We start from the raw sequence: 19371 nt of genomic DNA, 5'->3' as shown, positions 1-19371 counted from the left end.
GTCACGCCCCGATGACCTGCTGGAACTTACTCTCGTACTCCTGCTCCTGCTTGGTGTCCAGGACCATGAACGTCGTGGCCTTCGACAGCAACGCGTCGTCGGGGAAGATCAGCGGGTTGACGGCCAACTCGCTGTCGATCTTCTCCATCTCGGCCTGCGCGCCCTTGACCGGGCAGATGTAGTTGACGTAGGCGGCGAGCCTCGCGGCGACGGCCGGCTCGTAGTAGTAGTTGATGAGCTGCTCGGCGTTCGCCTTGTGGGTGGCCCGGATCGGCACCATCATGTTGTCGCTGTAGAGCACCACGCCGGAGTCGGGCGCGACGAACCGCACCTTCTCGTTCGCGCCGGAGAGTTGGATGACATCCCCGGACCAGCCGATGCACGCGGCGATGTCGCCCTTGGCCAGGTCGGGTGCGTAGTCGTTGCCGGTGAACCTGCGGATCTGCCCGGAGTCGACGGCCCTCTTGAGCTTGGTGAGCGCGTCGTCGAACTGGGCCGTGGTGAAGTTGGCCGGGTCGTGCCCGTTGGACTGCATCAACAGGCCCATCGTGTCGCGCATCTCGCTGAGCGCCGACACCCGGCCCTTCAGGTCGGGGCGGGTCAGCAGCTCGTCGACGGTACGCAGTTCCCCGGTGACGTCACCGTTGTACGCCAACCCGGCGAGGCCGGCCTGCCACGGGACGGAGAGCCGGCTGTCGGTGTCGAAGGAGTGGTTGACCAGCGACGGCAGCAGGTTGGCCCGCACGTTCGGCATCTTCGCGGGGTCGAGCTGCTGGATCCAGCCGAGCCGGCTCATCCGGGCCGCCATCCAGTCGGTCAGCACGATGATGTCCCGGTCGGTGCTCTGGCAGGCGGCGAGCTGGTGCTGCACCTTGCCGAAGAACTCGTTGTTTTCGTTGATGTCCTCGGTGTAGGTGACCTGGATGCCGGTCTTCCGCCCGAACTCGTCCAGGCTGGGTCGCTTGGACTCGTCCGCGTCGTCCACGTCCAGGTACTGCGGCCAGTTGGAGAACGCCAGCTTCTTCTCGGTGCCGGAGCGGTCCTCGCTGACGCAGCCGGCCTCGGTCTGCTGCGCGCCCTCGGTGCCGCAGCCGGCAAGGCCGCCGCCCAGGGCGCCGCCCCCGGCGGCGAGCAGGGCGGCCGAGCCGAGAGTGCCGCTGAGTAGTCCACGCCGGGAGACGGGCCGGAGGGGAACACGCATCAGTTTTCCTCAGGGTCGGCGCCGTGGACGACTGACACGATGACAAACCTGCGACAGGAGAGGAGCATCGGGGCCGGCCCGTCACTGCCCGTGCAGGAGTCGACCACGCTCAGCTTGGTCCACTCGCGTTCCGGAAGTCGGGGTGTCCTGGGCGCTGCGACACCGCGCTTTGCAGGAACCCGAGTGGATCAGCGGCCGGTGGGTCAGCGGTCAGCGTCAGCGGTCGGACCGACGGACCTCGTCGACGAAGGACGACCAGGCGGCCGGCGCGAAGGTCAGGGTGCCACCGTCGCGGTCCTTGCTGTCGCGCACCAGCACCCGACCGGGCAGGTTGTCGGCCACCTCCACGCAGGCACCGCCGTTGTTGCTGCTGCGGGTCGCGGTGCGCCAACGGGCGTCGGTCATGTCCATGTCGTGGCCACTTCCCTGATCAGCTCGATCGGACAAGCTCGACGAAGGACGACCAGGCGGCCGGCGCGAAGGCCAGGGTGCCACCGTCGCGGTCCTTACTGTCGCGCACCAGCACCCGACCGGGCAGGTTGTCGGCCACCTCGACGCAGTCGCCGCCGTTGTTGCTGCTGCGGGTCGCGGTGCGCCAACGGGCGTCGGTCATGTCCATGTCGTGGCCACTTCCCTGATCAGCTCGATCGGACAAGCTCGACGAAGGACGACCAGGCGGCCGGCGCGAAGGTCAGGGTGCCACCGTCGCGGTCCTTGCTGTCGCGCACCAGCACCCGACCGGGCAGGTTGTCGGCCACCTCGACGCAGTCGCCGCCGTTGTTGCTGCTGCGGGTCGCGGTGCGCCAACGGGCGTCGGTCATGTCCATGTCGTGGCCACTTCCCTGATCAGCTCGATCGACAGGCGTTGGGGTAACGCCTCACCGGCAACGCTCTCCCACCTGCGTCCCAGGTTAGCGATATCGACGGGATCGGTCACGACCTGACCGCGGAGCTGGTTGTCGAGATACGCCAATTCCGTCCCGTCGGGCAGGCGACCCAGCACGAAGGGACCGGCCAGACCGGTGTGCCACGGGTTCTCCGCCGGGATGACCCGCACCTGCACGTGCTCCCACTCCGCGACCGCCGCCAGGTGGGCCAACTGCCCGGACATCACGGCGCGGTCACCGACCAGCCGGCGCAGCACCACCTCGTCGATCACCGCCACGAACTGCGGTGGGGCGGCACGGCCGAGGACCGCCTGCCGTTCGAGGCGGCTCGCGACGATCAGGTCCACCTCGGACGGTGGGAGCAGACCACCGGTGCCCAGCACCGCGCGAGCGTATCCCTCGGTCTGGAGCAGGCCCGGCACGAGCAGCGGCTGGTAGGAGCGGATCGAGACGGCGTCCTGTTCAAGCTCGGCCCACTGTCGGAACCACGGCAGGTCACGGCGCCGGAACGGCTCCGGCCAGAGGTCGGCCGCGTCCCGACGCAGCACCTGGGCCACCGCGACCCGGGTACGGGAGTGCGGGATGCGCCCCGCGGCAAGCCACCGCGCGGCCGTCTTGGGGTCGACGCGAACCTTCTCCGCCAACGATTCGGCCGTCTCCCCCGCCTCGGCCATCGCCACCCGCAACGCCTCGTTCGCCACCGGATCCTCCTGCCCGCCAGGTATGCACGCTGCGGCGCATGCTAGTGACGGTGAGTGGCGATGTCTGCGGCCTACCGGCGTGTGGCGGTCAGACGTGTCAACACGTACCCCAGGCACCCCCAAAACGCCCCCAAAGTGCCCCTCCCCCAGCGGGCCCCCCACACCCGGCCGCACCAGCGCGTTGATCATGGAGTTATAGCGCCGACACGCCGGGCGGGATGGCAATAACCCCATGATCAACAGGACCGTGAGGGAGGGGGCGGGGGGCCGGGGGCGGGGGCGGGGGGTTAGTGGTTGGGGGGGATTACTCGGAGGTGGCCTCGGCGGCCGGTTTGGTGGGGGTGGTCGTGGTGGTTCTGGTCGGGGTCTGGGGGGCGGGGGGCCGGGCGGGCGGCCTCGCGGACCGCCTCGGCGAGCGCGACCAGGTCGTCCGTGGTGGGCGGCGGTGGCTCGAACTCACCCTCGTGCCGGACCACGTCCCAGCCGCGCGGTGCCGTCAGGCTACGGGCGTGCGGCTCACACAGGTCGTACGTGTGCGGCTCGGCGAACGCCGCCAGTGGCCCCACCACCGCTGTCGACTCGTTGTAGACATAGGTCAATGTGGCGACCGCTTGCCGGGGGCAGCCGTTACGGGAGCAGCGCCGTGGTGACCTCACGGGCGCAGGGTATCTCCATTACCGGGTCCGGCGCATCGCTTCGCGTTGCGACACGCCCGTAGCGGTGATCACAGTTCGCCGTCCTGGGCGCGCCGCGCCACGGGAGCGGCGGTGCCGCTGACCAGCCCGGCGCGGGCGCTACCCTTTGCCTCATGACGAGCCCGGAACACCGCCGCCCCGGCCCTGGCCGGCGCGTGCACCGTGACCGGCACGGTCGCGGCCTGCGCGGGCGGCTGGTGCCGGCCACCGTGCCGCTGGCGCGGACCAAGGCCGAGGTCTTCGACGACCTGGTGCTGGACACCGTGGAGACGCTGGAGCGTCGGTTCGCCAAGGAGTTGGCCGGGGTCGAGTTCGCGGTCGAGGACGTGCCACCGGACCTGAACGTCTACGACTCCGATGTGTTGGAGGACGGCGAGGTCCCGCTGGCCCGACTGCTGCCCGGTCGTCCGGGCCGCCAGGAGGTGCCGCCGCGGATCGTGTTGTACCGACGGCCTCTGGAGTTCCGGGCGATGGACCGTGAGGACCTCGCCGATCTCGTGCATGACGTGATCATCGAACAGGTGGCGAACCTGCTCGGCGTCGACCCCGACGAGCTGGCCTGAGCAGTCCCCGACAGCTCAAACCGAACCGACAGCCACACCGCACCACCAGTTCAGCTCGAACCGCAGCCCTCGACGAGCCGGGCCGAACGAACCCCCGGTCGGGCAGCCTGTGCCGGGCGAGTCGGACGGCCCCCACCGCCCCGACCTCGCACCGCTCAGGCGGCCCGCCGCTTCAACTTGCGCCGCTCCCGCTCGGAGAGCCCACCCCAGATGCCGAATCGCTCGTCGTGACCGAGAGCGTATTCGAGGCATTCGGTCTTGACCTCACACCGCGAGCAGATCCGCTTCGCCTCGCGGGTTGAGCCGCCCTTCTCGGGGAAGAACGCTTCGGGGTCGGTCTGCGAGCACAGCGCTCGCTCCTGCCACTCCGGCGCGTTTCCGAGCAGGTCGGCCACCTCAAGCTGGCCGTCCATCAAATGCCTCCTTGTCGCGCACCGGCGTCATCGCCGCTGCAACCCCCCACGCGAAAGGCGTGCTTGTCCGTCCGGTCCCGTTTTGTTGCGTTCCGTGCGAACAACCCCATTCAAATTACACGCGTGTAATGCGTGCGCCGTCAAGCCAAACTTGATAATGGAGTCGCCCTCCCGACACCCCCGGACGGCCACTGGGGCCGTCCAGCCTCGCAACCTGCCCTATCGATTCAGACCCCGGCCGAGTAACGCCCTCTCCGGCGAGTTGCCCGACTTTTCTGCTGTGGCGCTCCCCCGGCAGGTCGTCGCCAGGGCCGCCCCAGACACCCGCACCCCCCAAGCTGATCTTGGTGGGGGACAGGTTAACGCGGCGCGGCGCAGACTGCCCGTCAAGCTGGGCACAGCGCGTGCGCCCCGTCCACAATGTGGACGGGGCGCGACGTGAAAAGCGGTGTGGAAGGGTCAGCCGGCGACCCCGAAACCGCTGCTGGGCCACACGAACTCGGCTATCCCTCCACCGTGGACAGAAACTCTGCCGACGGGCGTGTTCGCGTCCCACCAGACGGTATAAATTCCGCCGGGCAGATCCGGGTAGACCGCACTGTGGAACGAGCCGTCCCGCACCCGGCGCTCCCGCACCGCGGAGTGCACTCGCCGATCATCGTCCCGGCTGATCTCGATCTCCCGGCCATGCAGATCCCGGCCGGTGTAGACGATCAGGGCGCCGGTGTCGCCGCCGAGATCGAGGACGACGGTCCCGGTCTCCGACGGCCCGTACGCGTGCTCGTGCATCCGCTGCGCCCCCACTCAGGCCGCCGGCGGGTTGTTGAACCCGTCGTACGGCGTACCCAGGTAGGGGAAGTTCCCGAGGAACGGCGCGGTCACGTCGGCGGCGCTCAGGCCGGGAGTGACAGCGGCGGCCGCCGCGTCGGGGCGGAACGTCTTGTCCACGAGCGGCACGGTCACCCCGGCGATCGCCCGCAGCGCGATGCTGACCACGTCGTCGCCGACCCGCCGCCCGTTCGGGAACCCGGCCAGGTCGCCACCGAGCACCCCGAACCGGTCCGGCTTGGCCGTCGGCGGGATCGCCGTGTTCAGTCGCAGCATGTCGGCCTGCACGTCGCCGGTGGTGTTGGTGAAGCCGTCGATCAAACCGGCCGGTATGCCGGTGAGCAGGATCGCCACCAGATCCGCGCGGGCCTTCTTGGCCTTGGTGAGCTTGTCCAGGTTGGGAAAGACGTCCGGGTAGAGCGCCGGCAGCAACGCGGCCAGCTCCGGTTGCTCCACGAACCGCGCGAACCGCTTGTCCTCCGACGGCGGCAGCGAGTTCCACAGGTCCTTCTTGGACATCGGCACGATGACCTCGTTGAACAGCGGATTACCCAGCCGGGAGACCTGCGTGAACGGGCCGGTCGCGGTGTCCGCACCACCCCGGTCGCCGAGCACCCGCACCTGCCGGCGCGACGCCGACGTCCACACCCCGAGCACCGACGCCCGGTCGCCGGCGCCGTACCGGCTGGCGCGTCGGCGCACCTGCTTCAGTGGCACCTGCACGGCGATGCTGTGCACGTTCATCCGGTCGGTGGCGTTGACCGGCTCCCCCTCGGCCTTGAAGATCTTCTTTCCGGCGACGTGCAGCTGCTGGAACGGCCGCAACGTGCCGAGGTCGAAGATCGCCCCCAGGTCGACGAAGAAGCCGTCGGCGCGCTGCCCGGCGAAGACCCGTTCCCCGGTGGAGAGCGAGTAGGTCGCCTGCCGGACGAGGTCCGCGTACTTCGGAGTGGACAGCGGGCCGACGTTGCACGGCGGGCAGGGCAGCTTGTGTGCCAACCGGTGCTCCCGGCCGTCGGCCACCCGGGTCAGGCTGTAGAACTGCCGCCGGTTCCAGTTCTTGCTGTCCAGCGACTCGATCGTGCCGGTGTTGTAGAGAAAGCTGTTCGGATTGGTGATCTCGGTGGTGAATTCGAACCGGTAGGTGACATCCGGACGACCGTCGCCGTCGTTGTCGATATGGATCTCGTAACGGACGTCGTCACCGAACTCGAAGAAGTTCGGGCCCCCGGAGGGCAACTGCAACGGCACGTAGTTGGCGATCAACGTCACCGTGTCGGGCTTGTCGGGGCTGACGAACGCGTACAGGTCGGAGCTGTCGGCGACCGGATCCTTGGCTATCTCCGGGGCCTCACGGTGGGAAGACATGGCGGACCAACCTCACTGGGCGGGGACAGGATGGCAGTGCGGGATGTCGGGTCAGCGCCGGGCGGCGCGCCGCAGCCGGTCCGCCAGGCCGCGGTCACGTACCTCGATCCGCGCCTCACCGACGAAGACGTCCATCGTTCCGGATTCGGCGTCACGCAGGTGCACGACGATCGGTTCGTCGGCTCGGCCGGCCGCGCCGGGGGCGTTCTGCGCGGCTGACAGGCCCGGCACGGTGAGCGCGGCGGCACCGAGAGTGGCGCTCGCCGCTGCGGTCAACGTCTGCCGGCGGGTCAGTCGCGGCCACTGCCGCTTCCGCTGATCACTGGTCATGGGCAACCTTTCCGGCTGCGGCGCGCACGCGCCCGCGGGGGACGGACGGGTCCGGCACCGTCCAACGACGCCACCGGGCCCCTGAAGGGGACACCGGCGGCGATCCTCGCCGCGACCGCCGCCGGCACCGCGTGGTACGGCCGGCGGCGGGGAAAGGTTCGACGTCAGGGTCGAACGTGACCGTACGCAGTCGACCGCTTGCGCGCCGGACGACCAGCAGCCTTCGCGATGGCCCGCAACTGCTCCTCGGTACGCGCGGAACCGTTGTCGGAGCCGGCCATCCGGGAGATGGTCTCCTCCATCAGCGTGCCGCCCAGGTCGTTGCATCCACCCTGGAGCATCGCCACCGTGCCCTCGTCGCCGAGCTTCACCCAGGAGCACTGGATGTTGTCGATCCGACCGTGCAGCAGCAGCCGGGACATGGCGTGCACCACCCGGTTCTCCCGCCAGGTCGGCCCGGGCCGGGCGATGCCAGCCAGATAGATCGGAGCATTGGTGTGCACGAACGGCAGCGCCACGAACTCGGTGAACCCACCGGTGCGGTCCTGCACACCGGCCAGCACCCGGTAGTGCGCCAGCCACTGCCCGGGGTGGTCGACGTGGCCGTACATCATCGTGGAGCTGGACCGGATGCCCAGCTCATGGGCCGTGCTGACCACGTCGACCCAGGCGGCGGCCGGGAGTTTGCCCTTGGTCAGCACCCAGCGCACGTCGTCGTCGAGGATCTCGGCGGCGGTGCCCGGGATGGTGTCCAGCCCGGCCTCGCGCAGCTGGAGCAACCAGTCACGCACCGGCACCCCGGCCTTCGCGGCGGCGGTGACGATCTCCATGGGCGAGAACGCGTGCACGTGCATGTCGGGCACCCGGGCCTTGATCGCGCGCACGATGTCGGCGTACCCGGTGACCGGCATCTTCGGGTCGATGCCGCCCTGCAGGCACACCTCGCTGGCACCGGCCGCCCACGCCTGCTCGGCCCGGTCGGCGACCTGGTCGACGGAGAGCCGGTACGCGTCGGCGTCCCGCTCACGCTGCGCGAACGCACAGAACCGGCAGCCCACGTAACAGACGTTGCTGAAGTTGATGTTGCGGTTGACCACGTAGGTCACGTCGTCGCCGACCGCGTCCCGGCGCACGTCGTCGGCGAGCCGGCACAGCTCGTCGAGGGCTGGCCCGTCCGCGCCGAACAGCGCCAGCGCGGCGTCACCGTGCCGGGGGTCGAGCAGCGCCGCCGGGTCGTCGGCGGCCAACCGCAGCCCGGCCGCCAGGTCACGGTCCGCGCCACTGCCGGCCGCCACCGGGGGTACGCCCGCCCGACGCGCCGTCGCCTCCGGGGTGACCTTGCCGGCAACCTCGGACCAGTCGCCGTAGACGCTGTCGAAGTCGCCCCGCCGGTCCTCGGTGCGGCCGGTGGTGTCGATGGTGGCGTGCAGGTCGACCCGCCCGCCGAACACCTCCTCCGGCTCCTGCCACGGTCGCCCCTGCGGCAGCGCCGACTCGACAGCCATGCCCGTCGCCGGGTCGGCAAGTGCGGTCACGTGCGGCAACAGCCGTGGGTCGAGCCACGGGTCACCGGCGCGCACGTACTCGGGGTAGATCGTCAGCCGCTCCCGCAGCGTGAACCCGGCCAACTTGGTGTGCCGGGCCAACTCCTCGATCTGCGGCCACGGGCGTTCCGGGTTGACGTGGTCCGGGGTGAGCGGCGAGACGCCACCCCAGTCGTCGATGCCGGCGCGCAGCAGCAGGTCGTACTCGCCGGCGATGAGGTTCGGCGGGGCCTGGATGCGGGCCTTCGGGCCGAGCAGCAGCCGGGCCACCGCCACCGTGGCGGCCAGGTCGTGCAGCTCCGCGTCGGGCATGCCACGCATCGCCGTGTCCGGCTTGGCGCGGAAGTTCTGCACGATCACCTCCTGGAGGTGCCCGTACTCCCGGTGGGCGCGACGGATCGCGAAGAGCGCGTCCACCCGCTCGGCCGGCGTCTCGCCGATGCCGATCAGGATGCCGGTGGTGAACGGCACCCCCACCCGGCCCGCGTCCTCCAGGACCCGCAGCCGCACCGCCGGCTCCTTGTCCGGTGAGCCGTAGTGCGGGCCGCCCGGCTCCGACCAGAGCCGCGTCGCGGTCGTCTCCAACATCATGCCCATGCTCGGCGCGACCGGCTTGAGCCGTTGCAACTCCGACCAGGACAGCACACCGGGGTTGAGGTGCGGCAGCAGCCCGGTCTCCTCCAACACCGCGACCGCACAGGCCCGCAGGTAGTCCAGTGTGGAGTCGTAGCCGCGCTCGTCCAACCAGCTCCGGGCCGCCGGCCAGCGCTCCTCCGGCCGGTCACCGAGCGTGAAGAGGGCCTCCTTGCACCCCTGGGCGGCGCCGGCCCGCGCGATGGCGAGCACCTCGTCGCGATCCAGGAACGGCGCCGGCAGCCGGTGCGGCACCGTGGCGAACGTGCAGTAGTGGCAGCGGTCCCGGCAGAGCCGGGTCAGCGGGATGAAGACCTTCTTCGAGTACGTGACCACGCCCGGCCGCCCGGCGTCACGCAGCCCGGCGTCACGAATGCCACCGGCCACCCGGAGCAGCTCGTCGAGCGCGTCACCACGGGCGGACAGCAGCGCGGTCGCCTCGTCGACGTCCAGCGCCCGCCCGGTCGCGGCCCGGCCCAGGGCCCGTCGCACGCTAGCGTCGCTCGGGCCGGATTGGGTGCGATCAACCATCCGCTCAGCCTATGCGCAGCGCGAGCCCGCCCGACCGACCAGTGCCGGACCGTGAGAAACGGCCCACCTGGGTGCCCCGTGCGCACGGTGCTCAGCTGAGGCGACCCTGCCCAGCGCCAGCCGGCCTCGGCTCCCCTGAGCGCGATGATCAGGTGATGAAAAGTAGGTGTGAGGACCGATGCCGACCTACTTTTCATCACCTGATCATGAGGTCATCACCCCGCAGACCGACTCAGCGCGGCTGGTCGGGGCGCTCGCCGGGCGTGATGTGCTGGGTACGGTCGTCGTCCGGATTGGCGGGCCGGGGAATCGCCTGCGTCGGGTCGGCCGACGGGCGCGGAATCGCCTCGGTCGGGTCCGCCGACGGGCGCGGAATCGCCTGGGTCGGTTCGGCCGACGGGCGCGGAATCGCCTCGGTCAAGTCCGCCGACGGGCGCGGGATGGCCTGGGTCGGGTCCGCCGACGGCGGCTGCCCGAACGGCGGCGCGGCGGGCGACGGCGGGGCCGAGCGCGGGAACGGCGGCGCGGACTGCGGGTGCGGCGGGGCCGACTGTGGGAACGGGGGCGCCGACTGCGGGGCCTGGAACGGCGGCGCGGACTGCGGGTGGGGCGGGGCCGACGGTGGGGCCTGGAACGGTGGGGACGGCTGGGCGTACTGGCCGGGAGCGGGCCACCCGCCCTGCGGCTGGCCACCGGGCTGCCCCGGGGACGGCCAACCACCCTGCTGCTGCGGCCAGCCTGCCTGCGGTTGGCCGTAGACGCCCGGTTGGGGCTTGGGCCGCGGCACGTAGTAGCGGGCACGCCAGACGGTGTAGACCACCCAGGCGGCAACCGCGAAGATCACCATCCAGGCGATCTGGTCGAGCACACCGAGGAGCGCGTCGAGCACCCTGGCATCGGCCAGGCGGCCCACCGTCGAGATCAGCAGGGTCAGCGTGCCGATCACCGCGCTGGCCGCGTACTCACCGAGGGCCACCTGCGTGATCAGCTTGGCCTTCGGCACCACCGGCGAGATGTGCGTGGCCAGCAGTACGGCCAGCAGCGGGAGGACCACCGCCTCCAGCCCGACGAACCTGTCGAAGGCGTCGCCCGCACGTTCGGTGAAGGAGCCGTTCGGGGCGATCAACCGGAGCAGGCCCACGAAGAGGAACACGGCATTGGCGCCGAGCAACGCGAGCGCGGCGAGTTCGCGTAGTGGCTTGGTCAGCTGACGGGCCTGCGTCGCGTCGGAGGACGCGGGCTCGGCGGGGCTGGTCACGAGCTCCCCCTCGGGGCCGGATCGGACAGGGCGCACGTGAGCCTAGTCTCCTGGGTCAGCGGCGGACCGGAGGCGTCACGTGCGCGAGGATGGTCGACATGCACATCGTGGTTCTGGCCGGCGGGATCGGCGGCGCCCGGTTCCTGCTCGGCGTCCGGGCGTACGCCCGCGAGGTCGGCGCGGACGTGACTGCCGTGGTCAACGTCGGCGACGACCTGTGGCTGCACGGGTTGAAGATCTGCCCCGACCTGGACAGCGTCATGTACACGCTCGGCGGCGGCGCGGACCCGGAGCGGGGTTGGGGCCGGGTCGGCGAGAGTTGGACGGTCAAGGGCGAGTTGGCCGCGTACGGGGCACAGCCGGACTGGTTCGGCCTCGGCGACAAGGACATCGCCACCCACCTGGTCAGGAGCACCATGCTCAACGGCGGTTATCCGTTGAGCACGGTCACCGAGGCGCTGTCCACCCGCTGGGAGCCGGGCGTACGTCTGCTGCCGGCCACCGACGACCGCCTGGAGACGCACGCTGTCGTGAGCGGGAGGAGTGGGCTTGCGAGCCCCGCACTCGCGAACAGCGCCAGCACCGTCGAGGACGAGCAGGGTCAGCGGGCGATCCACTTCCAGGAGTGGTGGGTACGCTACCGGGCCGACATCCGCACCCACCGTTTCGTCTTCGTCGGTGCGGAGACGGCGAAGCCGGCACCCGGTGTGCTGGACGCGATCGGCTCCGCCGACCTGGTGTTGGTCGCCCCCAGCAATCCGGTGGTGAGTGTCGCGCCGGTGCTGGCCGTACCCGGGCTGCGGGAGGCTGTGGCGGACGGCCCGGCGCCGGTGGTGGGCGTCTCGCCGATCATCGCCGGCGCTCCGGTGCGGGGGATGGCCGACCGCTGTCTCGAAGTGCTGGGTGTCGAGTGCAGCGCCGCCGGGGTGGGCCGCCTCTACGGGGGCCGGTCGGAGGGCGGCCTGCTCGATGGCTGGTTGGTCGCCGAGGAGGACGCCGACACTGTGGTGCCCGGGGTGACGGTCCGCGCGGTGCCGCTGCGGATGACCGACGAGGCGGCGACGGCGGCCATGGTCCGCGCCGCGGTGGAGTTGACGTGAGGCTGGAGATCCTGCCGGTGCTCGGCATCGGTCACGTGACCGAGGGTGACGACCTGGCCGCGATGATCGCGACCGCGGCGCCGTGGCTGCGCAACGGGGACGTGCTGGTGGTCACCAGCAAGATCGTCTCGAAGTCGGAGGGACGGCTGGTCGACGTCCCGGCGGACGGGCCCGAGCGGCTGGCCGCACGGGACGAGGTCCTGGCCGGTGAGACCGCCCGGGTGGTCGCCAGTCGGGGGCCGACCCGGATCGTGCAGACCCATCACGGTTTCGTGATGGCGTCGGCGGGGATCGACGCGTCGAACGTGGACAAGACCCAGCTGGTGCTGCTGCCGGTCGACCCGGACGCATCGGCCCGGGCGCTCCGCGACGCGTTGCGGGAGCGCTACGACCTGGACGTGGCCGTGATCGTCACTGACACCATGGGCCGGCCCTGGCGCAACGGGCTCACCGACGTGGCGCTGGGCGTGGCCGGGATGCCGGCCATCCGCGACCACCGGGGCGAGGTCGACCCGTACGGCAACGAGCTTCAGTTGACCCAGATGGCCGTGGTGGACGAGCTGGCGGGTGCCGGCGAGCTGATCAAGGGCAAGTGCGATCAGGTCCCCGTCGCGGTCGTGCGCGGCTACCTCGCCGCCCCGACCCCGGACGACGCCGGCGGCGCGCGGGCGCTGATCCGCGACGCCGCGCAGGATCTCTTCGCGCTCGGTACCGCCGAGGCCCGCGCCGCCGGGCTCGCCGACGCCGCCACCCTGGGCGACGGTCCCGGCCCCTCGCCGGCCGACCTGACCGCGGTGCGACGGGCGATCGACGCGGTCGCCGAGGTGGTCGCCCCCGGCACGGTCTTCACCCTGGTCGACGAGGCCGAGGTACGCGCCGGACTGGTCGCCGAGATGCCCGGGTGGCCGGACGGGGCCACCCTGCTGCTCGGCTCGGCCCCGACCCCCGTCGACCCGATCGGCCTGGTGCGCTTCGGCGCCGACCTGCACCGACTGCGCGTCGCCCTGGCCGCCCAGGGCGTCGGCTCGACCCTGTTGCCGCCGCCCCCCGGCAGCCCGGCGAGCGCCGCGCTCGCGCTCTGACAGACGGCCGTTTCACCCGGCCCGGCGAGCGCCGCGCTCGCGCTCTGGCAGACGGCCGTTTCACCCGGCCCGGCGAGCGCCGCGCCCGCGCTGTGGGAGACGGCCGGGTCACCCGGCCGGCCCGGTGGCCGGTGGCGGGTCAGGCGTCCAGCATGGCCCGGCCGAGCGGAGTCAGCGTGTGCAGCACACTGTTGCGGTCCCGGTGGCTGACCAGCAGGCCGGCGTTGCGCAGCACCGTGGCATGTTGGCTCGCCGCCGCCGGTGAGATGTTGAGTTGGCGGGCGACCTCACCGGTGGTGCAGCCCTCGTCGCTGGCCTCCAACACCGCCGCCCTGGTGCGGCCGAGCAGCGCGGCGAGCGACTCACGGGCAGCAGCGGACCGGGTCGACCCGGTGTCGTCGACCGACAGCAGCCCGCCGAGGCGGTCCACCCGGTAGACCAGCACCGGCGGCAGGGCCGGGTCGAGCAGGGCGACAGGTGTGTCCGCACAGAAGAACGACGGCACCAGCAGCAGCCCTCGGCCGTCGAGGTGCAGCTCCCGGCTGTGCGGGTAGTTGCGGACCTCAAGCACCCCACCGTCCCAGCGCATGGCCGGTCGGAGGCTGGTGAGCAGGCTCTCGACACCGCCGTCGAGCAACGCCCTGGCCCGGCGGGCCCGGTCCGCCGCGACTGCCGCCTGAATGCGGCTCCAGTAGGGGTTGATCGCCAATGATCGATACTGCACCATCGAGTCCGCGAGGTGGTGCAGCACCGCCACCTCACCCCGGGCCAGCGCGGCGGCAGAGGGTGGCAGCTGGTTCTCGGCGGCGAGCACGCTCAGGTCTCGCCGGAGCATCCCGGTCGGGGTGCTGCGGAGCGCGTCCAGCCCGGCCTCGAAGCCGTCGACACTGGCGTACGGGGTGAGGAAGTCGGGAAAGTAGCCGCGCGGCGGGCTCAGCGCGAAGAGCAACCGGAGCTGCTCGGAGGCGACGTCCTGACGCAGCCCCTGAGACACCGTGCGCCGCCAGTGTGCCGTCAACGGGTCGCGGTTGCGGCTCTGTAACGCGTGCAGGCTGAGGACCAGCTCCCAGACCGGGTCCGCCGCCGGCGCCACCCGAGTCCGGAGGATGTCCTCCCCGGAAAAGTGGATCTTCAGCATGGAGCGCTCCAGTGTCGCCAGCAGGGGGATGCCGGGTGACCGTTCGACTCTACCCGGCCGGCACTAATCTCCATCTTTAAGCCTGGACTGAAAAACCTCGACGCCGCCGAAGCGTTTCGCCATGCTTCCAGTGCCCGAACACCGCGCCGGTGCGTCCTCGACGTGCCGGCCCGAGGGCACCGGGCCCGGGGAGGCCCCGGTGATCGGGCGGCACCACGAGGGTCTGCGGCCCTTGCTCCGCAGAGGTGCCGTCCGGTCATCCCGCCCCAGCGTCACCCATCCGACTCAACCGGCCCAGAGCGCGACCCGGTGATCCTCGTCGGTGACGTAGAACGGTCGCCCGTCCAGCTCGGCCAGCCCCTCCACGTGGTGGAACGGCGCCAGGTCCACCACCGACTCCCCGACCAGCCGAAACGCGTCGTCCGACCCCTCGCGCGGCAGCCGGAAGCGGACCTGCCGAGACGTGACGTCACCGCCGCCCGGATGGTCGTCGAGCAGCACGGATCCCTTGCCCAGCGCGTCGATCGAGCCGATCACGGCCGCGTACCCGCCGTCCGACGTCGGGGTGATCGCACGGAACCCGGTCAGCTTTCCCGCGGGGGTGACCCCGGTCAACGCGTACGCGCGCAACGCCCGCGGCCACGCCGGCTGCGCCGTGAACATGTCCGGCACACCAGCCACCTCCACCAGGATCGGCTCACCGGCCTCGGTGACCGGGAACCGCAGCCCGAGCAGCACCGTCGCGTCCGGGGTGAAGGCCGCCGCCTCCACGTTCAACGGCAGGTCGTCCGGGGCCAGCCGGCTCACCCAGCGCTTCTCCCGGGCGGTCCCCCTCGCCAACGTCTCGACGATGAACCGCGCCCGCACCCGTTCCCCCGGTGGCAACAGGGTCAGCGGCGATCCGGCGAGAGCGTCGTTCACCGCCCGGTGCAGCCGGAACGAGTTCCGCACCACGTGCACCGGCACCGGGCCGGCCGCCGCGTCGTCCTCCCGGAAGCGGGCCACGAAGGCGCGCCGGGGACGCAACGGGCCAGCCTTCGAGCCGAAGTGGGAGCCGAAGACGTACACCCAACCGTCGTGGTGGGCGAGCGCCTCACCATCCTCGGTCCGCCCGTTCTCCACGCCCGCGTCCGCCCGCACGTGCTGGGACGTCCACTCGCCGTCGTCCCGTTCCAGCAGCAACACCAGGCAGCGCTCCACCGGCCCCTCGTCCAGCACCGTCCAGAAGCCCCGACGCGCACCGTACGCGCGCAGCAGCGCCGCCGACCGCACCGGCAGCAGATCGCTGGCCTCGTTGCCGGCCACCACGAATTCGACGAGTCGCAGGGTCACCGCGCCAGCGTACGGAGCACACGCTCGTACAGTGACGGGGTGCCCGACACCTCACTCACCGCCCACCCGACCGACCCCGAGACCTACGCGCCGCTGCACTCCGACGCCGTCGCGCTCCTCGAAGGCTGGCAGCCCACCAGCCCGGGGGCGGCCGCGGCGAGGGACCGGACCCTCGCGTTGCTCGACGCCGGGCCGATCGCGATGAGCCGGCAACACCGCCCCGGACACATCACCGCGAGCACGCTGGTGTTGGACGCCACCGGCACCCGGGTGCTGCTCTGTCTGCACGTCAAGTTCGGGCTCTGGGTGCAGCTCGGCGGGCACTGCGAGCCGGTCGACCAGACCCTGGTGGCCGCCGCGCTCCGCGAGGCCACCGAGGAGTCCGGGATCGCCGACCTGCGCATCGACCCGGTGCCGATCGATGTCGACGTGCACGAGGTGCTCTGCCAGGGCGGCTCGCGTCACTTCGACGTCCGGTTCGTCGTGGTCGCGCCGCCCGGTGCGGTGGAGCAGATCAGCGACGAGGCCGAGGAGTTGGGCTGGTTCCCGCCGGATCAACTGCCCGAGCCGCTGGCCGGCGGGACCGCGCAACTTGTCGCACCGGCCCTCGCGGCCCTCAGACGTAGCCCTCTTCGCCTCGCGCCTTGAGCTCGTCGACCAGGGCCTTGACGCCCTGGGCCTGGTCGCGCGGGCAGACCAGCACCGCGTCCGGGGTGTCCACCACGATCAGGTCACGCAGCCCGAGGACGGCCACCAGCCGACCGGACTGCGGCACCACCACCAGGTTGGCGCTGTCCCGTAGGAGCACACCGGGCTTGGCGTCGGTGCCGAGCACCACGTTGCCCGCCTCGTCGGCCGGCAGCACCTCACCGAGGGTGTGGAAGTCGCCGACGTCGTTCCAACCGAAGTCACCCGGCACTGTCGCGACCCGACCCGCGGTGGCCGCGCCCTCCATCACCGCGTAGTCGACGGAGATCTTCGGCAGCGTCGGCCAGATCGCGCCGAGCACCTCGTCCTGCTCCGGGGTGCCCCACGCGGCGGCGATCGCGGTGACGCCAGCGTGCAACGCCGGCTGCTGGCGGGCCAGCTCGGCGAGGAAGACGTCCACCCGCCACACGAACATGCTCGCGTTCCACAGGTGCCGGCCCGAACGGACGTACGCCTCGGCCACCTCGGCGTCGGGCTTCTCCTTGAACTCGGTCACCGGCCGCCAGGGGGCGTCGTCGGTCTCCTCGCCGGTCTCCAGGTAGCCGTAGCCGGTCTCCGCGCGGGTCGGGGTGATCCCGACCGTCATCAGCATCCCCTGCTCGGCACCCCGGACCGCTTCCTGAACGGTACGGACCCAGCTCCCCGGGTCGCCGATCAGGTGGTCGGCCGCGAAGCTGCCCATCACCGCGTCCGGGTCGCGTACCGCGATCACCGCCGCGGCCAGCGCGATCGCCGCGCAGGAATCCCGTGGGGACGGCTCGACCAGGATGTTCTCCTCGGGCAGACCGGTCAGCTGCCGAGCCACCGCCGCGACGTGTGCCGCACCGGTGACCACAAGGGTCCGATCCGGTGTGGTCAGCGGCGCGAGCCGCTCCACGGTCGCCTGGAGCAGGGAGGAGCTGGTGCCGGTCAGCGGGTGGAGGAACTTGGGATGGCCGGCGCGGGACAACGGCCACAACCTCGTGCCGCTGCCACCTGCCGGAATGACCGCATAAAGCATCCGCACATCATGCCCGACGCACCTGCTGGCAGTGGCACGGGTCACCACCAGGGGCCCGGGGTCACGAACGGGCGCGACTCCAGGCGGTGATGTGCACCTCGGCGCTGGACTCCCAGGTGAACTCCTTGGCCCGGTCGAAACCGGCCTTCGCCAGCGACAACCGTCGCTGCTCGTCGTCGAGCAGCGCGGCCAGATCGATGCCGATCTGCTCCGCGTCCTCCGAGGTGTACGCGACCGCGTCGCCGCCCACCTCGGGCAGCGAGAGGCGCGGCGTGGTCAGCACCGGGGCGGCGCACGCCATGGCCTCCAGGATCGGCAGCCCGAACCCCTCGCCGTAGGACGGATAGGCGGCGACGAGCGCACCGCCGAGGAAACCGGGCAGGTCGGCGTAGCGCAGGTAGCCGGGGCGCAGCAGACGCAGGTGCGACGGGACCTCGGCCACCGCCCGGTCGATGTCGTCGTCGTGCCCCTGGCCACCGGCGATCACCAGGGCCGGCGGGTCGACGCGGTCGGCCACCGCACGCGCCCAGCCGCGGATCAGGTTGGGCACGTTCTTCCGCGGCTCCTTGGCGCCGAGGAAGGCGACGTAGCTGCTGTTGCCCAGCCCCAGTCGGGCCCGGACCCGGGCCTTCTCCTCCTCGGTGGGGGCGTGGAAGGCGGCCTGGTCGACACCGTGGTAGGCCACGTCGATCCGCGTCGGGTCGGCGTCGAGCAACCGGATCAGCTCGTCCCGGGTGGCCTTGCTGGGCACGATCACCCGGTCGGCGCGGCGCAACGAAGTCTTGATGGCGCTGCGGAAGAACGTGCGGCGGGACTTGTCGTAGTGCTCCGGCTCGGTGAAGAACGTCGCGTCGTGCACGGTGACCGTGACCGGGCACCCGGCGCGCAGCGGGCAGGTGTAGAAGGGCGAGTGCAGCACGTCGGCACCCACCTGCTGGGCGAGCAGCGGCAGGCCGGTCTGCTCCCACGCGAGCCGGGCCGGACGGTGCGCCACGGCGGCCGGCGCCGGGATGATCTCCGCGCCGGGCAGCATCCGGGTGTAACGCTCCAGGTCGGTGCGGAGGCTGACCACCGCCAACTCCACCCCCGACCCGCACACCTTGCCGAGGGCACCGAGCAGACCATCGACATATCGACCGACACCACCACGGTCGGTGGGGACACTCGTGGCGTCGATGAGCACGCGGGGCGGGCGACCGGCGGTCACGGGGCGACTCCTTGCACTGGCGGGTCTGTGGGGAACAACACTCCGGGGGTCAAGCCTACGCCGGGGCGCGGGGGCCACGCTGACTGCGACCCGACGGTACGCCGAGTTGTCATCGACATTCAGTACGGCCCGCACTGGCGTATCGTTCGCGCCGATGGCCGACAACATTGCCCGGGTGTTCGCCGACGCGATCGCGACCGACCCGACCCGACCGTTGCTCACCTGGTACGACGATGCCAGCGGTGACCGCACCGAGCTCTCCGGCGCCACCCTGGCGAACTGGGTGGCGAAGACCGCCAACCTGCTCGTCGACGAGGTCGGCCTCGCCCCCGGCACGCCGGCCGGTGTGCTGCTGCCACCGCACTGGCAGACCGCTGCGGTGCTGCTGGGCTGCTGGTCGGCCAAGCTGAGCGTCGTCGACACACCGGGTGACGTGGACGTGCTCTTCGCCGCCGCCGACCGGCTGGACGAGGCCCAGTCCTGGCCGGCCGACGAACGCTACGCCCTCGGGTTGGCCCCGCTCGCCGTCCCGCTCCGGCAGGTGCCGCCCGGGTTCGCCGACTACGTGGTCGAGGTACGCCGGCACGGCGACCACTTCAGCCCGCAGCCCGGTCCGGGCCCCACCGACGCCCACCTGCTGGCCCGCGCCGAGGCCCGCGCCACCGAGTTGGGCATCGAGCCCGGCGCTCGGGTCCTCGTCGACGCCGCCCGCTACCCGGACCCGGTCGACTGGCTGCTGGCCCCCCTGACCCGGGCCGCCACCGTGGTCCTCAACGCCAACCTCGACCCAACGAAGGTGGCCAGCCGCCAGACCACCGAAAAGGTCACCCAAACCCTCCAGTAACCCCCCCC

Annotated in this window: 21 protein-coding genes; 5 read left to right on the top strand and 16 right to left on the bottom strand. The window is 71.5% G+C overall.

Going from position 1 to position 19371, the window contains the following annotated elements; genetic code table 11:
• Position 1 precedes the first annotated feature (1 nt).
• From AB0B57_RS20220 to AB0B57_RS20195, 6 genes are all read right to left on the bottom strand, one after another.
• Positions 2-1201 carry a spermidine/putrescine ABC transporter substrate-binding protein gene (locus AB0B57_RS20220; RefSeq protein ID WP_357071670.1) on the bottom strand — a complete coding sequence of 400 codons (1200 nt, stop codon included), beginning with the start codon at positions 1199-1201 and terminating at the stop codon, positions 2-4.
• A gap of 216 nt (positions 1202-1417) precedes the next feature.
• On the bottom strand, positions 1418-1612 hold the full coding sequence (locus tag AB0B57_RS20215; RefSeq protein ID WP_357071667.1) for a DUF397 domain-containing protein: 195 nt from the start codon (positions 1610-1612) through the stop codon (positions 1418-1420).
• A gap of 19 nt (positions 1613-1631) precedes the next feature.
• Positions 1632-1820, bottom strand: a complete 189-nt coding sequence (locus tag AB0B57_RS20210) for a DUF397 domain-containing protein (protein ID WP_357071664.1) — start codon at positions 1818-1820, stop codon at positions 1632-1634.
• Between the two features lie 19 nt (positions 1821-1839).
• Positions 1840-2028 carry a DUF397 domain-containing protein gene (locus AB0B57_RS20205; RefSeq protein ID WP_357071661.1) on the bottom strand — a complete coding sequence of 63 codons (189 nt, stop codon included), beginning with the start codon at positions 2026-2028 and terminating at the stop codon, positions 1840-1842.
• Entirely contained in the window at positions 2019-2762 is a 744-nt protein-coding gene (locus tag AB0B57_RS20200) for a Scr1 family TA system antitoxin-like transcriptional regulator (protein WP_357072208.1), read from the bottom strand. Before AB0B57_RS20200 ends, AB0B57_RS20205 begins: the two co-directional genes overlap by 10 nt.
• A gap of 314 nt (positions 2763-3076) precedes the next feature.
• Complete coding sequence (locus tag AB0B57_RS20195) at positions 3077-3445, bottom strand: DUF3499 domain-containing protein (protein WP_357071658.1); 369 nt, start codon at positions 3443-3445, stop codon at positions 3077-3079.
• Positions 3446-3597: 152 nt separating this feature from the next.
• Between AB0B57_RS20195 and AB0B57_RS20190 the strand changes: the two genes are divergently transcribed.
• The gene (locus AB0B57_RS20190) at positions 3598-4047 is read left to right on the top strand and encodes a metallopeptidase family protein (RefSeq protein WP_110562108.1); all 450 of its coding nucleotides are present in this window, start codon (positions 3598-3600) and stop codon (positions 4045-4047) included.
• A 155-nt stretch (positions 4048-4202) separates the two neighbouring features.
• Here the strand turns inward: AB0B57_RS20190 and AB0B57_RS20185 are convergent, their stop codons facing one another.
• The 6 genes from AB0B57_RS20185 to AB0B57_RS20160 all read right to left on the bottom strand — a co-directional run bounded on the left by AB0B57_RS20185 (position 4203) and on the right by AB0B57_RS20160 (position 10952).
• Positions 4203-4460, bottom strand: coding sequence for a WhiB family transcriptional regulator (locus tag AB0B57_RS20185; RefSeq protein WP_007455784.1), 258 nt, complete (start codon positions 4458-4460; stop codon positions 4203-4205).
• Between the two features lie 459 nt (positions 4461-4919).
• Entirely contained in the window at positions 4920-5249 is a 330-nt protein-coding gene (locus AB0B57_RS20180) for a phospholipase (protein ID WP_357071655.1), read from the bottom strand.
• Positions 5250-5264: 15 nt separating this feature from the next.
• Entirely contained in the window at positions 5265-6656 is a 1392-nt protein-coding gene (locus tag AB0B57_RS20175; RefSeq protein ID WP_357071652.1) for a DUF4331 domain-containing protein, read from the bottom strand.
• Positions 6657-6707: 51 nt separating this feature from the next.
• Positions 6708-6986, bottom strand: coding sequence for a hypothetical protein (locus tag AB0B57_RS20170; protein WP_357071649.1), 279 nt, complete (start codon positions 6984-6986; stop codon positions 6708-6710).
• 164 nt (positions 6987-7150) lie between these two features.
• Entirely contained in the window at positions 7151-9694 is a 2544-nt protein-coding gene (locus tag AB0B57_RS20165) for a bifunctional FO biosynthesis protein CofGH (RefSeq protein ID WP_357071646.1), read from the bottom strand.
• 232 nt (positions 9695-9926) lie between these two features.
• The gene (locus AB0B57_RS20160) at positions 9927-10952 is read right to left on the bottom strand and encodes a hypothetical protein (RefSeq protein ID WP_357071643.1); all 1026 of its coding nucleotides are present in this window, start codon (positions 10950-10952) and stop codon (positions 9927-9929) included.
• Between the two features lie 98 nt (positions 10953-11050).
• Here AB0B57_RS20160 and cofD point away from each other — a divergent pair, with 98 nt between their 5' ends.
• Positions 11051-12052: a 2-phospho-L-lactate transferase gene (gene cofD / locus AB0B57_RS20155; protein WP_357071640.1), complete on the top strand. Its 1002-nt coding sequence runs from the start codon at positions 11051-11053 to the stop codon at positions 12050-12052.
• Positions 12049-13134 carry a coenzyme F420-0:L-glutamate ligase gene (locus AB0B57_RS20150; protein WP_357071637.1) on the top strand — a complete coding sequence of 362 codons (1086 nt, stop codon included), beginning with the start codon at positions 12049-12051 and terminating at the stop codon, positions 13132-13134. The genes cofD and AB0B57_RS20150 overlap by 4 nt, the downstream gene beginning before the upstream one ends.
• A gap of 139 nt (positions 13135-13273) precedes the next feature.
• On the opposite strand, the gene AB0B57_RS20145 is transcribed toward AB0B57_RS20150, so the two are convergent.
• Both AB0B57_RS20145 and AB0B57_RS20140 read right to left on the bottom strand, forming a co-directional pair.
• Positions 13274-14272: a winged helix-turn-helix domain-containing protein gene (locus AB0B57_RS20145; RefSeq protein WP_357071634.1), complete on the bottom strand. Its 999-nt coding sequence runs from the start codon at positions 14270-14272 to the stop codon at positions 13274-13276.
• Positions 14273-14557: 285 nt separating this feature from the next.
• Positions 14558-15604, bottom strand: a complete 1047-nt coding sequence (locus AB0B57_RS20140; protein ID WP_357071631.1) for a hypothetical protein — start codon at positions 15602-15604, stop codon at positions 14558-14560.
• A gap of 39 nt (positions 15605-15643) precedes the next feature.
• Here AB0B57_RS20140 and AB0B57_RS20135 point away from each other — a divergent pair, with 39 nt between their 5' ends.
• Positions 15644-16252, top strand: coding sequence for an NUDIX domain-containing protein (locus AB0B57_RS20135; RefSeq protein WP_357071628.1), 609 nt, complete (start codon positions 15644-15646; stop codon positions 16250-16252).
• Here the strand turns inward: AB0B57_RS20135 and AB0B57_RS20130 are convergent.
• Together AB0B57_RS20130 and AB0B57_RS20125 are read right to left on the bottom strand one after the other, a co-directional pair.
• Positions 16221-17312, bottom strand: coding sequence for a sugar phosphate nucleotidyltransferase (locus AB0B57_RS20130; protein WP_357071625.1), 1092 nt, complete (start codon positions 17310-17312; stop codon positions 16221-16223). The genes AB0B57_RS20135 and AB0B57_RS20130 overlap by 32 nt on opposite strands.
• Positions 17313-17373: 61 nt before the next feature.
• The gene (locus tag AB0B57_RS20125) at positions 17374-18519 is read right to left on the bottom strand and encodes a glycosyltransferase family 1 protein (RefSeq protein ID WP_357071622.1); all 1146 of its coding nucleotides are present in this window, start codon (positions 18517-18519) and stop codon (positions 17374-17376) included.
• 154 nt (positions 18520-18673) lie between these two features.
• Between AB0B57_RS20125 and AB0B57_RS20120 the strand changes: the two genes are divergently transcribed.
• Positions 18674-19363 carry a TIGR03089 family protein gene (locus tag AB0B57_RS20120; protein WP_357071619.1) on the top strand — a complete coding sequence of 230 codons (690 nt, stop codon included), beginning with the start codon at positions 18674-18676 and terminating at the stop codon, positions 19361-19363.
• The last annotated feature ends 8 nt before the right edge of the window (positions 19364-19371 follow it).

The sequence above is a fragment of the Micromonospora sp. NPDC049101 genome (genome assembly GCF_040648675.1).
Classification (GTDB): domain Bacteria; phylum Actinomycetota; class Actinomycetes; order Mycobacteriales; family Micromonosporaceae; genus Micromonospora.
Note: the sequence above shows the minus strand (reverse complement) of the source record. Positions and strands in the feature narration are given on the sequence as shown.